15 protein-coding genes are annotated in these 13,338 nt (G+C 60.7%); 7 read left to right on the plus strand and 8 right to left on the minus strand.

Annotated elements, in window-relative coordinates:
* Nucleotides 1–196 precede the first annotated feature (196 nt).
* Nucleotides 197–1,123: a transaldolase gene (gene tal, locus AB4P94_RS29380; protein WP_395608577.1), complete on the plus strand. Its 927-nt coding sequence runs from the start codon at nucleotides 197–199 to the stop codon at nucleotides 1,121–1,123.
* A gap of 236 nt (nucleotides 1,124–1,359) precedes the next feature.
* Here tal and rssC read toward each other — a convergent pair whose 3' ends face one another.
* The gene (rssC, locus tag AB4P94_RS29385; RefSeq protein ID WP_003172602.1) at nucleotides 1,360–1,842 is read right to left on the minus strand and encodes an anti-sigma factor antagonist RssC; all 483 of its coding nucleotides are present in this window, start codon (nucleotides 1,840–1,842) and stop codon (nucleotides 1,360–1,362) included.
* Nucleotides 1,842–3,023: a two-component system response regulator RssB gene (gene rssB, locus AB4P94_RS29390; protein ID WP_395608578.1), complete on the minus strand. Its 1,182-nt coding sequence runs from the start codon at nucleotides 3,021–3,023 to the stop codon at nucleotides 1,842–1,844. Before rssB ends, rssC begins: the two co-directional genes overlap by 1 nt.
* Before the next feature lie 276 nt (nucleotides 3,024–3,299).
* Between rssB and AB4P94_RS29395 the strand changes: the two genes are divergently transcribed.
* The gene (locus AB4P94_RS29395; RefSeq protein ID WP_078741401.1) at nucleotides 3,300–3,596 is read left to right on the plus strand and encodes a PilZ domain-containing protein; all 297 of its coding nucleotides are present in this window, start codon (nucleotides 3,300–3,302) and stop codon (nucleotides 3,594–3,596) included.
* A 63-nt stretch (nucleotides 3,597–3,659) separates the two neighbouring features.
* On the opposite strand, the gene AB4P94_RS29400 is transcribed toward AB4P94_RS29395, so the two are convergent.
* Nucleotides 3,660–4,349 (minus strand): VacJ family lipoprotein, encoded by a 690-nt coding sequence (locus AB4P94_RS29400; protein WP_395608579.1) that lies wholly within the window; start codon nucleotides 4,347–4,349, stop codon nucleotides 3,660–3,662.
* A 196-nt stretch (nucleotides 4,350–4,545) separates the two neighbouring features.
* On the opposite strand from AB4P94_RS29400, the gene AB4P94_RS29405 reads away from it, so the two are divergent.
* Nucleotides 4,546–5,154 (plus strand): HAD family phosphatase, encoded by a 609-nt coding sequence (locus AB4P94_RS29405; RefSeq protein WP_395608580.1) that lies wholly within the window; start codon nucleotides 4,546–4,548, stop codon nucleotides 5,152–5,154.
* Between the two features lie 110 nt (nucleotides 5,155–5,264).
* The gene (locus AB4P94_RS29410; RefSeq protein ID WP_078741398.1) at nucleotides 5,265–5,531 is read left to right on the plus strand and encodes a DUF4404 family protein; all 267 of its coding nucleotides are present in this window, start codon (nucleotides 5,265–5,267) and stop codon (nucleotides 5,529–5,531) included.
* Nucleotides 5,532–5,699: 168 nt separating this feature from the next.
* Here AB4P94_RS29410 and queF read toward each other — a convergent pair whose 3' ends face one another.
* Nucleotides 5,700–6,530 carry an NADPH-dependent 7-cyano-7-deazaguanine reductase QueF gene (gene queF / locus AB4P94_RS29415; protein ID WP_395608581.1) on the minus strand — a complete coding sequence of 277 codons (831 nt, stop codon included), beginning with the start codon at nucleotides 6,528–6,530 and terminating at the stop codon, nucleotides 5,700–5,702.
* A gap of 66 nt (nucleotides 6,531–6,596) precedes the next feature.
* Nucleotides 6,597–7,109: a plastocyanin/azurin family copper-binding protein gene (locus AB4P94_RS29420; protein WP_395608582.1), complete on the minus strand. Its 513-nt coding sequence runs from the start codon at nucleotides 7,107–7,109 to the stop codon at nucleotides 6,597–6,599.
* A gap of 155 nt (nucleotides 7,110–7,264) precedes the next feature.
* Here AB4P94_RS29420 and AB4P94_RS29425 point away from each other — a divergent pair, with 155 nt between their 5' ends.
* Both AB4P94_RS29425 and AB4P94_RS29430 read left to right on the plus strand, forming a co-directional pair.
* Entirely contained in the window at nucleotides 7,265–7,945 is a 681-nt protein-coding gene (locus tag AB4P94_RS29425; protein ID WP_395608583.1) for a heavy metal response regulator transcription factor, read from the plus strand.
* Complete coding sequence (locus tag AB4P94_RS29430; RefSeq protein ID WP_395608584.1) at nucleotides 7,942–9,288, plus strand: heavy metal sensor histidine kinase; 1,347 nt, start codon at nucleotides 7,942–7,944, stop codon at nucleotides 9,286–9,288. Before AB4P94_RS29425 ends, AB4P94_RS29430 begins: the two co-directional genes overlap by 4 nt.
* 107 nt (nucleotides 9,289–9,395) lie before the next feature.
* On the opposite strand, the gene AB4P94_RS29435 is transcribed toward AB4P94_RS29430, so the two are convergent.
* The 3 genes from AB4P94_RS29435 to AB4P94_RS29445 all read right to left on the minus strand — a co-directional run bounded on the left by AB4P94_RS29435 (nucleotide 9,396) and on the right by AB4P94_RS29445 (nucleotide 12,647).
* Entirely contained in the window at nucleotides 9,396–10,643 is a 1,248-nt protein-coding gene (locus AB4P94_RS29435) for a lipoprotein-releasing ABC transporter permease subunit (protein WP_395608585.1), read from the minus strand.
* A gap of 62 nt (nucleotides 10,644–10,705) precedes the next feature.
* The gene (lolD, locus tag AB4P94_RS29440) at nucleotides 10,706–11,389 is read right to left on the minus strand and encodes a lipoprotein-releasing ABC transporter ATP-binding protein LolD (RefSeq protein ID WP_017477213.1); all 684 of its coding nucleotides are present in this window, start codon (nucleotides 11,387–11,389) and stop codon (nucleotides 10,706–10,708) included.
* Between the two features lie 7 nt (nucleotides 11,390–11,396).
* Nucleotides 11,397–12,647 (minus strand): lipoprotein-releasing ABC transporter permease subunit, encoded by a 1,251-nt coding sequence (locus AB4P94_RS29445; RefSeq protein ID WP_395608586.1) that lies wholly within the window; start codon nucleotides 12,645–12,647, stop codon nucleotides 11,397–11,399.
* 94 nt (nucleotides 12,648–12,741) lie between these two features.
* Between AB4P94_RS29445 and AB4P94_RS29450 the strand changes: the two genes are divergently transcribed.
* Nucleotides 12,742–13,326 (plus strand): PilZ domain-containing protein, encoded by a 585-nt coding sequence (locus AB4P94_RS29450; protein ID WP_395608587.1) that lies wholly within the window; start codon nucleotides 12,742–12,744, stop codon nucleotides 13,324–13,326.
* The last annotated feature ends 12 nt before the right edge of the window (nucleotides 13,327–13,338 follow it).

Consider the following 13,338-nt stretch of genomic DNA (forward strand, 5'->3'; position numbering starts at 1 on the left):
AAGCCAGCTCCCACAGGCTGGGTGGCAGTTGGGTTGAACCTGCTGGCCGAATTGGCCTCCTATTGTGCAGGTAGGCCGGTGATTCAAACGGCTGTTTTCAGGATGTTGCCCTCGCAAACGATCGAACGCATTTGCGCCCTTGAGCGCCCGTCGGCGCTCGGGTAATGTCATCAGACCCACAGGACAGAGCACGCCCATGACTTCCAAGCTGGAACAACTCAAGCAATTCACCACCGTCGTAGCCGATACCGGCGATTTTTCCACCCTCGCCAAGCTCAAGCCACAAGACGCCACCACCAACCCATCCCTGCTGCTCAAGGCCGCGTCGATTTCGGCGTATGCACCTTTGCTGGATGCGGCCGTGAAGGACTGTAACGGCGATGTAGGCCTGGCCAGCGACCGTTTTGCAGTGGCGGTAGGCCAAGAGATTCTTAAAGTCGTGCCGGGCCGTATTTCCACCGAAGTGGATGCCCGCCTGTCGTTCGATGAAGCGGCCATTCTCAAGCGTGCGCACCGCCTGATCGACCTGTACGACAAAGCCAGCGTAGGCCGTGACCGCGTGCTGATCAAGATCGCCTCCACCTGGGAAGGCATCCGCGCGGCGGAAAAACTGGAAAAAGAAGGCATCCAGACCAACCTGACCCTGCTGTTCTCGTTTGCCCAGGCGGTGGCTTGCGCTGAAGCCGGCGTATTCCTGATTTCGCCGTTCGTGGGCCGTATCTACGACTGGTACAAAAAGGCCAACGGCAACGACTACACCGGTTCCGATGACCCGGGCGTGCAGTCGGTGACGCGCATCTACAACTACTACAAGGCCAATGGCTACAAGACGGTCGTGATGGGCGCGAGCTTCCGTAACCTGAGCCAGATCGAAGAGCTGGCCGGCTGTGATCGCCTGACCATCAGCCCGGACCTGCTGGAGAAACTGGCGGCCGATGAAGGCAAGCTGGAGCGCAAGCTGGCGCCAGGCGACGCCGGTGAAGCGCGGGTGCATTTGACTGAAGCGCAGTTCCGCTGGGAGTCCAACGAGGACGCGATGGCGACCGAGAAGCTGGCGGAGGGGATTCGTCAGTTTGCCCGCGACCAGGAGAAACTGGAGGCGCTGTTGACTGCCAAGTTGTAAGGCAGGCAGTGGCAAAAAGGGCGGCACCCTTACGGGTGCCGCCCTTTTTTGTGGTTGCTGGTCTCAAGCCAGTAACCGTTCAAACTGTAGAAGCTGGCCTGTTGTGGCGAGGGAGCTTGCTCCCGTTCGGCTGCGCAGCAGCCGCCGGCTTCTGGGGGCGCTTCGCACCCCAGCGGGAGCAAGCTCCCTCGCCACAAGAGCTCGCTCCCACATTTGGATTGTGTTTCAAGCCGGGATCAGTGGCGCTCGAGGGCATTCACGAGGTCGTGAAACGCTTCGCGGTTGGACTCGTTCAAGCCCATCAGGATCTTGTGCGCTTCCAGCACCTTGACCCGCACGACTTCTTCGGACTGGTCCTGAGAAGGCAGGTCGGTCAGGCATTCCGGGCACGGGATCGGGCGGTCAACAATGTTGAACACCTGATCGAAGCCCATGGACTGCAACAGACGGGTGATGTCTTCGTGGGTGGTGACGACGGTCGGCAACAGGCCGACCTTCTGCCGAGACAGAATGGACAACTTGGCCAGCAAGCCAAGGGTGGTGCTATCGATGCTGCGGGTTTCGGTCAGATCGATCACGATCGCCGAGAAGTTCAGCGCTGTGAAGATCCGCTCAATCGTCGCATCCAGCGCTGAACACAAGGTCAGGCGCACTTCACCGACAAATTTCAGGACGAAGGTCCCGTCTTGCTCGGCGAACTGGATTCTTCCGGTACTCATCAAAGATTCCTGCTCAACACCAATAGGGCGATATCATCCGGCATCTCCCCTAGCGTGGCCAATCCAAAAACCTGCCGCAGGCCATCCAGGCTGCCGCCCGCCGACTTGACCTTTTGGGGCAAGGCGGCTTCTTTCTCTTTGAGTGTAGGCTCTGTCAGAAGGTCCAGGATGCCATCGGACATCAGCGTCAGGCTGAAGGTCGGCGGCAGTTCCAGGATGTGGTCTTCGTAGGTGGCTTCATTGAACAAGCCCACCGGCAAACCACGCCCTTCCAGGTAGCGCACACTGTCTGGAGTGTATAAAACCGGCATCGGCAGGTGACCGCCGATGCTGTAGGTCAAAAGACCGGTTTCTTCATCAATCACGCCGCCGACCATCGTTACGTGCTTGCCCAGCTTGCAGCTGATCAAGCCCCGGTTGATGTGGCCCAGCACCTCGGAGGGGGTGAACTCCGGCAAGGTGCCATTGCGCTTGGATTCAAACAACAGCCGTGTGGTCATGAACTTCAACAACACGGTGACAAAAGCGGAAGAAGCGCCATGGCCGGACACGTCGGCCAGGTAGAACGCCACGCGCCGCTCGTCCACACGGAAATAATCGACAAAGTCACCCGACAGGTATAACGACGGGATGATCTGGTGCGCGAACTTGAACTCGTCAACCGTCCACGGGTTGACCGGCAGCATGTTCATCTGCACCTGGCGACCGGCGTTCTGGTCTTCCTGGAGCAGGTTGAGGCTGGCTTCGAGTTCGCGGTTGGCGGTTTCCAGCTTTTCGCGGTAGCGCTGGTTTTCGACCAGCAGGCGTGCACGGTCCAGCGCGCGGCGCACGGAATGCTCCAGCACCGCAAGGTCTTCCAAAGGCTTGATCAGGTAGTCGGCGGCGCCCAGGCGCAGGGCCTCGACGGCATCGTTCATCACGCCGGCACCGGACACGACAATCACCGGCGTCTGCGGGGCGAGCTCGGTCACCTGGCGAATCAGCTCCAGGCCGCCCATCTGGGGCATGCGCAGGTCGCAGATCACGAGGTCGGGCTTGTCGCGCTCGAACACCTGGAGACCCTGTTGGCCATTGCTGGCCTGCAGGACGCTGAAGCCACTGTCTTCCAAATAGGCCGCGAGGCTCGCGCGCACTACTTCGTCGTCATCGATTATCAGCAGCGTGGCACTGGTTTTTTGCATGTGGGCAAACGGCGCCAGAATTAGGTTGGCGTAGGCGGCTCGGCTATGGCCGGGCGCACGTACTGGATTCGCTTTCTAGCCTCTCTGTCCTACAAAGCGCGGGCTTTTGACCTACGCACAACGGTAAAGCAGAGGTGCCCTTCTAAGGCGCAGACGGTACTCCCATCCGTCAGGGGTTTCAAGCTCATGCCGATGGTCGCCGGGCGTCTTTACACCGCAAATCACCGGGAGTTATAAGAACAGCCACCACCACAACACAAAGTAAGGATGGAACCGATGAGCGAACACGAGCGCGACTACGCCGAAAAACGCGATTTCATCCGCATGCGCGTGGATGCCGATGTGTCGCTGATCCACGCAGGGCAAGAGATTGCGGGGGTTTGCGTGGACCTTTCCAGCTCCGGCATGCAAGTTGAGGCCCCTCGCCAGTTTCAAGTGGGTGACGCACTCACCGTACGCATCGACTCGGAACACGCCGCCCTCGCCGGCCTTGAAGCAGACACCGAAGTGGTGTGGGCCAGGAACGAAGGCGAGCGTCAGCACCTGGGCCTCAAGATCTTGAAAATGCACTAAAAAATCGCACGCATGAAAAAGGCGACCCTGAGGTCGCCTTTTTTCATTTCAAAACGTCACGCCTTAAAAGTCGTCGACAACCTTGCCGTCTTTTACCTTGAACTCACGGTTCTGCAGGTAAGCGTTACGGATAAAGGTGTATTTGTCGCCGGTGATCAGCTTCTCGCTGTCGAGCAGGCTGGCGCGGGTATCGACAATGTTCAGGCCGAAGGTGCTGTTGCGCCAGCCGATATCGTTCATGTAGCGATACGGTTGGGTGTAGCTGTCGACGTATTTGGACGGCGCATCACGCAGGGTGCTTGGGCCCAGCAGCGGCAGCATCACGTAAGGGCCGCTGCCCACGCCCCAGTAGCCGAGGGTCTGGCCGAAGTCTTCATCATTGCGGTGCAGGCCCATTTTGGTGCCGACATCAATGAAACCCAGCACGCCGAAGGTGGTGTTCACCAGCAGACGCGCAGTGTCGACACCCGCCGCATGCGGCTTGAGCTGCAACACGTCGTTGGCAAAGTTGCCCACGTCGCCGATGTTGCGGAAGAAGTTATGGATGCCCGTCTGCACGAATTGCGGCGTGACGAACTGATAGCCTTGGGCCAATGGCTTCAGGGCATAGGTATCAACGGTGTCGTTGAACGTGAAGATCGGGCGGTTGACGCTTTCCCACGGGTCATCTTCCGAGGCTGCCTGGGCGGCGAACGGCACCAGCAGGACAGTGGCACACACAGATAGCTGAGCGAGGTAGTGGCTCCAGCGCATAGCTTTGGCTCCTTGAATGGTCTGTCATGGGCGCTATGCCCTGAATAAGAACGTGAGTATATGACGGAAGTGTCAAATTAGGCAGCCAGTAGCAAAGGCCAGATGGAAAATGCACAAAATTCCTACAATTACATGTAAGTGTCACGCGCTTGTCATCCTGACCGGATAGCGTCATAGCTATTTCAGGGATGTCGAGATGCCTCACGCCGAAACTGCCGTCGCCAGCGCCCCGTCTTTGACCGCAGTGCTGTTTGGCCTGAGTGGCTGCCTGGTGGATTTCGGTTCCCTGGCGCGCACCGACACGCCGCCCCCCGACGCCCAAGCCACGCCGGGCGCGTTGAAAATCCTGCGCAGCCTCAAGGATCAAGGCGTGCCCTGCGCCTGGCTGGACGAACTCCCCACCACCGTCACCACCCCGCTGGCGGCCGTCCTGCCGGACTGGCTCAGGGCAGCCTCGCCCTCCCCCATCCGCTGGCCCGCCCCACATGCTTGCTGGCAGGCGTTGATGGAACTCAACATCGAACGCCTGGAAGGCTGCGTGCTGGTCAGCGGCGAGCCACGTTTGTTGCAAGCAGGCTTGAACGCCGGGATGTGGACCATTGGCCTGGCGTCCTGCGGTTCACTTTGCGGCCTGGCGCCCGATCAGTGGCAAGCGTTGACCGAACAGCAGCGCGAACACAAACGCGGCAGGGCCACGGTGGCGCTGTATGGGCTGGGGGTGCATTCGGTGATCGATCACCTCGGCGAGCTCGGCACCTGCCTGGCGGATATCAGCCTGCGCCAGCTCAAAGGCGAGAAGCCCTGATAGAGATCATGCACTGAAGGCGCCGGTGGATTAATCTACAGGTCAGCCCGTAGACCTTTCCCGGCGTGCCGCGGTCTATGCCAGTGCCTATCGATAAAAGGAAACACGTCATGCCTGATCGCAAAAAACTGGAAGAACAGGTCGAAATCCTGCGCGGGCAGTTGCAACAGGAACCGCCGCTGTCGGAAGAGAAACGTGAAGCGCTGGAAGCGTTGATTGCCAAGTTTGAATTACAACTTGAACTGGAACCGGCTACTCAGACGCCCAGTATTTCCGACGATGTGAATAAAGCAGCCATTGAGTTCGACGATGAGCACCCGGTCATTTCCGGGACGTTGCGCAATATCATGATCACTCTGGGCAACATCGGGATCTGATCCCGATTGAAACCCAAACGCCGAACCCAATGTGGGAGCTGGCTTGTGTGGGAGCTGGCTTGCCTGCGATGCAAACACCTCGGTGTTTCAGATGTACCGGGGTGATGCTATCGCAGGCAAGCCAGCTCCCACATAAGCCAGCTCCCACAGTCAGTTTTTGCGTGAAAGCTACTGCCGTGCCAGGCGAACGTTCTGGAACTGCACATCTTCAGTACTGCGGTACGGGTTGATATCCAGCCCACCCCGCCGCACATACCGCGCATACACGGTCAACTTCTGCGGCTTCAGCAAGCGCTGCAAGTCCAGGAAGATTCGCTCCACACACTGCTCATGAAAGTCCGAGTGCTGGCGGAAGCTCACGATGTATTCGAGCAAACTCGCATGATCCAGCGCGTGACCACGGTACTCCACCACCACGCTGCCCCAATCCGGCTGGCTGGTGACCGGGCAGTTGGATTTGAGCAGATGGCTGTGCACGCTCTCCTCAACAACGCGTGATTCATCGCAACGCAACAGCTCCGGGCGTGGGTGTTCGTAGTTGCTCACACTGATGTCCAGGTCATCAATGCACACGCCCGGCAACGCCATCACGCCGTCGGCCTCGATCTCGGCCAGGCTGCGGATCCGCACGGTCACCGGCTTGCCGGCAGCGGCGCTGAGGTCGGTGCGCAGGGTCGTTTCCAGGCTTGCCGTATCGGCAAACGCGGTCTGGTTCAACGAGTTGAGGTACAGCTTGAAGGACTTGGACTCGATGATGTTCGGCGAGTCAGCCGGAATGCTGAACTCACCGATGGCCACCACCGGTTTACCCGAGGGCAGCAGCCAGGACAGTTCGAAGCAGTTCCAGAAATCCACACCCTTGTAAGGCAGGGTTTCGGCGCTCAGGCCCAGCTCGGCCCACTTGGCGGCGCGAGGGATCGGGAACAGCAACGATGGGGTGTAAGTGGAGATGTATTCACTGGACTTGCCCAGCGGCGAATGTTCGGCTGCGGGATGCATGGCGGAAACCTGGCTAAATAAACCGCGCCAGTCTACCAGCCTTTGCCCCCGCCCTTAAGAAGCGCCTCACTCAACGGTCAGCGTGCCGACCATGCCCGCCTGATAGTGCCCGGGAATGTTGCAGGCAAACTCCAGGCCCGTGGCTTTGGTGAAGGTCCAGGTCAGCTCGGCGGTTTTGCCGGGTTCAACCAATACGCTGTTGGGGTCATCGTGTTTCATCGCGCCATGGCCCATGGCCGCGTGGTCCATGCTGCCCATGCCAGTGGCGGTGAGCATGCCGCTGGCTTGCATCTGTAACATTTCCTTCTGGTGTTCGGCATGCATCGCCGCATCGCCCAGGTTGAATTCGTGCAGCAACTGGCCTTTGTTCACCAACACAAAGCGCACGGTCTCACCGGCTTTGACGTCCAGGGACTTGGGCGAGAAGGAAATGTCATGCAACGTCACTTCCACGGTGCGCGTGGCTTTGCTCGCCGGCGCCGGCTGGCCGAACGCGTAGGTGTGGGCCGCATCAGCCACCGCATCGAAACTCAACGCCAGCAGGCACGCCGCCAGCAACAGGGGGTTACGCAAAGCCATTTCTATTCTCCAAAGTGTGTAACACGCTTGGGAAGCACTCTAAGATCGAGCCGCTGCCAGCCAGCTGACTGCTAGATTACAACTTTGTCAGCTTGCGCCCTGGCCCGGATAGCCACGGTATAAAGCCCCTCGTCACCTGTTGCCAAGAGTTGCCCATGAAACTGCTGATCGTCGAAGACCAACCGAAAACCGGCCACTACCTGCGCCAGGGCCTGGCCGAGGCCGGGTTTACCACTGAACTGGTGGCGGACGGCTCCACGGGGCAGCATCTGGCGCTGACGGGGGATTATGACCTGTTGATTCTGGACGTGATGCTGCCGGGCCGTGATGGCTGGCAAATCCTACAGGCGGTACGCAGTGCCGGGCTGGATATCCCGGTATTGTTCCTCACCGCCCGCGACGCCGTGGAAGACCGTGTCCATGGCCTGGAACTCGGCGCCGACGATTATCTGGTCAAGCCCTTCGCCTTCTCCGAACTGCTGGCCCGGGTGCGCAGCCTGTTACGCCGTGGCAGCAGCGCGCCGCAGGACACTGCGCTGCAACTGGCCGACTTGCGGCTGGACCTGATCCGTCGGCGAGTCGAGCGTGACGGCCAGCGCATCGACCTTACTGCCAAGGAGTTCTCGCTGCTGGAGTTGCTGCTTCGTCGCCAGGGCGAGGTGCTGCCCAAATCGCTGATTGCCTCCCAGGTGTGGGACATGAACTTCGACAGCGACACCAACATCATCGAAGTGGCGATCCGCCGCCTGCGCCTGAAAGTCGACGACAACTACTCCAACAAGCTGATCCACACCGTGCGCGGCATGGGTTACGTGCTGGAGGAGCGCTTCAATTGATCAAGCGCCTGTCCCTGGCCAGCCGCCTGGCGCTGTTGTTTGCCGCCTGCACGGCTGTGGTTTCGTTGATCGCCGGGGTGTTGTTCAACCACGCCAGCGAAGCGCATTTTGTCGAGCTGGACCAGCAACTGCTCGACGGCAAGCTGGTGGCCCTGCGCAGCACCTTGCAGGGCGTGGACACCCCGCAGCTATTCGCCAGGCGTGAAGTGCAACTGCGTGCCGAACTCAATCGCCAACCGGACCTGGCCCTGCGCATCACGGCAGGTGGCCAGCGCTGGTATGACGCTGCGCCCGGCGTCGCCTTGCCCGAGGCCCCCGGCCTGCACAGCCTGCAAAACGCCGGTACCGAATACCGCGTGTACAACGTGCCGCTGCAACCCGGCCAGCCGGGCTCGCCGCAACTGAGCCTGATGCTCGACATCACTCACCACCAACACTTTCTGCAACGCATGCAGCACCTGATCTGGCTCACGGTAGGTTTGTCGGCCCTGGCCACCGCGTTGCTCGGTGCCTGGGCTGCACGCAGCGGGCTGCGGCCGTTGCGGCGGATGGGCGAAGTGGCGGCCGGTGTGTCGGCACACTCCCTCACCCAACGCCTGCCCCAGCAACAAATGCCATCAGAACTGGCCGAACTGGCCCAGACCTTCAACGCCATGCTGGGTCGCCTGGACGATGCCTTCCAGCGCCTCTCGGCATTCTCGGCCGACATCGCCCACGAATTGCGCACGCCCCTGTCAAACCTGCTGACCCAGACCCAGGTCATCCTCACCCAACCGCGCCCGCTGGAGGATTACCGCGAGGCGCTGCACAGCAACCTCGAAGAGCTGCAATGGATGGCGCAACTGGTGAATGACATGTTGTATCTGGCCAAGGCCGACCACGGCTTGCTGACGCCCAAGCGTGAGGCGTTGGCGCTGGAGGATGAAGTGGACGCGCTGCTGGAGTTCTTCGCACTGCTGGCGGAGGACGCGCAGGTCAGCCTGGTGCGCGAGGGCACGGCGCATACCCAAGGCGACCGCGGGATGTTGCGCCGGGCGCTGTCGAACCTGCTGGATAACGCGCTGCGCTTTACCCCCGCAGGCGGCGAAGTGCGGGTGCGGCTGGAAAACGGCGTGAGGCTTTCAGTCGAGAACACCGGCGAAGGCATTCCACCTGAGTTATTGCCGAAGCTGTTTGATCGCTTCTACCGGGCAGACCCGGCGCGCCATGAAGGCAGCAGCGAGCACGCGGGGCTGGGGCTGGCGATTACCCAGTCGATCGTGCGGGCGCATGGGGGGAGGATTTTTTGTGAATCCGGGGCGGGTTGGACCAGGTTTGTGATTGAGTTGCCCGAGGTAGATTGATGCAAGCTGGACCGGCCTCATCGCAGGCAAGCCAGCTCCCACAGTTTTGATTTGTGAATACATTCAAAATGTGGGAGCTGGCTTGCCTGCGATAGCGGCCTCAGAGGTTACGAATATCTGAGGGCATGCGCCGGCTCGATCTTCGCCGCCCGATACGCCGGATACAGCGTCGCCAAAAAGCTCAACACAAAACCCGCCGAGCAAATCAGCAGCACATCGCCGCCCTGCAGTTCCGAGGGCAGGTTGCTGACGAAATACACGTCCGAACTGAAGATGTGCTGCCCGGTCACGCGCTCCAGCCAGCCCACCAACTCACTCACGTTCAGCGCCGCAATCACGCCGAGCACGCCGCCAATCAGGGTGCCGACGATACCAATCACCGTGCCCTGCACCATGAAGATCGCCATGATCTGCCGCGGCGTGGCGCCGATGGTGCGCAGAATCGCGATGTCTGCGCCTTTGTCATTCACCACCATAATCAGCGTGGCGATGATGTTGAACGCGGCTACAGCGACGATCATCAGCAACAGCAGGCCGATCATGGTCTTTTCCATTTTCATCGCACTGAACAGGCTGCCCTGGGTATGGGTCCAGTCGTCAGGCTTGTAGGCTGCGCCCAGGCTGGCGGCGATGTCTGCCGAGACTTTGGGCGCCGCGTACAGGTCTTTCACTGCCAGGCGCACGCTTTGCACCTGGTTCGGTTGCCAATGCTGGATCTCTGCCGCGTCGGCCATGTGGATCAGAGCCATGGAACCATCCAGCTCGGCGCCGACCTTGAAGATGCCGACCACGTTCAAACGCTGCATGCGCGGGGTGATGCCGCCCGGCGCCTCCTTACTGACTTCCGGCACGATCAGCGTCAGTTTGTCGCCCACGTTCAGGCGAAAGCGCCGCGCGGTAATGTCGCCGACCACCACACCGAACTCGCCCGGTTTCAGGTCATCGAGTTTGCCGCGCACGATGTGCTGGGCCACGATGGACACCTTGCCTTCCTGGGCCGGGTCGACGCCGCTGATCTCGATTGGCTGCATGGAGCCTTTGTAGGAGAACATGCCGTCCATCTGCGTGAAAGGTACGGCGGCCGTGACTTCCGGGTTCTTCATCGCGGCGTCGGCCACGGGCTGCCAATTGTCGATAGGGTTCACGCCGACGATGGTCGCGTGGGGCACCATGCCGAGGATGCGCGAGCTCATTTCGCGCTGGAAGCCGTTCATCACCGACAACACCACGATCATTGCCAGCACGCCCAGGGCGAGGCCGATCATTGAGGTCATCGAGATAAACGAGACAAAACGGTTGCGGCGCTTGGCGCGGGTATAGCGCGTGCCGATGAAAATCGATAACGGTCTGAACATTCGCTTGCACCGCCTGAAAAAATGAAAAAGCCCGGCGCATGAAGCGCCGGGCTTGAAACGGGTCAGATGGCGACCAGATGACCTTCCTGCAGGTGCAGCACGCGGTCCATCTGGCGGGCCATGCTCATGTCATGGGTCACCACCAGAAACGCGGTGCGCATCTGGGTGCTCAGCTCCAGCATCAAATCCTTGATGCCCTGGGCGGTGTGGGAGTCGAGGTTGCCGGTGGGCTCGTCGAGCATCACCAGCCCCGGGTTGTTGACCAGGGCGCGGGCGATGGCCACACGCTGGCGCTCGCCGCCGGACAGCTCGGCCGGTTTGTGTTCCAGGCGATGGCCCAGGCCGACGCGCTCCAGCAAGGCTTTGGCACGCTGGCGCGCTTCCGGGATCGCGGTCTTGCCGATCAACAGCGGCATGCACACGTTTTCCAGCGCGGTGAATTCCGGCAGCAGGTGGTGGAACTGGTACACAAAACCGAGCGAACGGTTGCGCAGTTGGCCACGGGCCTTTTCACCCAGAGCCGACAGTTCTTCGCCCGCCAGCCAGACACTGCCCTGGGACGGCGTATCAAGGCCACCCAGCAGGTTCAGCAAGGTACTTTTGCCGGAACCGGAACTGCCGACGATCGCCACGCGCTCGCCCGGGTGCAGTTCCAACTGCAGGTTTGACAGCACCACCACCGACTCCGGGCCTTCCTCGTAGGATTTGCCCAGGTTGCGGCAGCTCAGGATTGCTTTTTCACTCATGCCCGATTCACTCATAACGTAAGGCCTGTGCTGGCTGGGTACGTGCCGCGCGCCAGGCTGGATACAGGGTGGCAAGGAAACTCAGGACCAGCGCGGCGCCGCCCACCATCAACACGTCCTGGGCCTGAACCTGGGACGGCAAGTAGTCGATGAAGTAGACGTCGGCGTTGAGAAACTTGTGCCCGATGACTTTTTCCAGCGCGGCGATGGCGGCGCTGACGTTCAACGCAGCCAGGATGCCGACGGCGGTGCCGATCAGGGTGCCGACCACACCGATCACGGTGCCTTGCACCATGAAGATCGCCATGATCTGCCCCGGCGTGGCGCCAAGGGTGCGCAGGATGGCGATGTCGCCCTTCTTGTCGTTCACCACCATCACCAGCGTGGAGATGATGTTGAAGGCCGCCACGGCGACGATCAGCAGCAACAGCAGGCCGATCATGGCTTTTTCCATGCGGATGGCCTGGTAGAGGTTACCGTGGGTGCGGGTCCAGTCGCGGGCGTAGTACTGGGATTCGCCCAAGTGCTGGGCGATTTCCCACGCGGCGCGCGGGGCGTCGAACAGGTCGTTGAACTTCAGGCGCAGGCCTTGCACCTGATCCGGCTGCCAGCGGTGCAGGCGCGCCAGATCGGTGAGGTTGGTCAGGCCGATATAGCCATCGATCTCACCGGCGCCGACGTGAAAGGTGCCGACCACGGTAAAGCGCTTCATGCGCGGGAACATACCGGCCGGGGTCACAGTGACTTCCGGCGCGACGAAGGTCAGCTTGTCGCCGATGTTCACGCCGAGCTTGGCCGCGGCCTTGTCGCCGATCACGATGCCGAAGCTGCCCGGCGACAGGTCGTCGAGTTTGCCCTGCAACATGAACTTGTCGATGATCGAGACGTTGCGCTCCTGGGCCGGGTCAATGCCATTGAGCAGGATCTTCTGCACCTTGCCGTCATTCGTCAGCAGCCCCTGCATCTGGGTAAACGGCGCGACGGCCACCACCTTGGGGTTCTGCTTGACCTTGGCGGCCAGGGCTTGCCAGTCATTGATCGGCGCATCGCCTTCAATGGTCGCGTGGGGCACCATGCCCAGCACGCGGGTGCGCATCTCATGATCGAAGCCGTTCATCACCGACAGCACCACGATCATCACGACCACGCCCAAGGCGAGCCCGATCATCGAGGTCAAGGAAATGAACGACACAAAATGATTGCGGCGCTTTGCACGGGTATAACGCGTGCCGATAAATACGAAGAGAGGTCTGAACATGTCGGGGCTTGTTCGGAGGAAAAGAAGACGTCCCGGTGGCGGGGTCTGGTAAGCAGCTTTACACTCTGACCATTACCGTTACCTGGGGTTCGCCATGTCGACATTAGATGAAGAAGAACGCCGCGAATACTACCGTATCGACGACATGATCGCACTCCAAATCAGCAGCCTTTCCGGGCCTGACGCAATGAGCAAGGAAGTGTTGCTGGATGATTCCCCGCTGTTCAATCTGCTCAGCGAATTGCACCTCAGCGAATTCGAAGCCCAACACCTGTTGCGCCAGATCAGCGAGAAAGATCGCAGCCTGGCCGCCTTCCTCAAAGTGCAGAACAAACGCCTGGATTTGCTCAGCCAGGTGATGGCGCGCGGGCTGCTAAGCGAGGTCGGCGAGCCACAGCCGGTGATCATTTCCGAAGGCGGCATCGACTTCCAGCACCCCACCCCGCTGGCGCCCGACACCCACCTGGCCGTCAAGCTGGTGCTGATGCCCCAGGCGCTCGGCTTGCTGCTGCGGGCGCGGGTCACCCATTGCGACCCCAAGGGCGACGGCTTTGACGTGGGCACCGAGTTCGAGTCCATGACCGACGCCCAACGCCAATTGCTGGCCCGCTACATCCTGCAAAAACAAGCCCAGGAACGCCGCCTGGCGCGGGAACAAAGCGACGCCCTGGACACCTGAATTCGTATTATC

The sequence above is a fragment of the Pseudomonas sp. B22129 genome, from assembly GCF_044218875.1.
In the GTDB taxonomy this organism is placed as follows: Bacteria; Pseudomonadota; Gammaproteobacteria; order Pseudomonadales; family Pseudomonadaceae; genus Aquipseudomonas.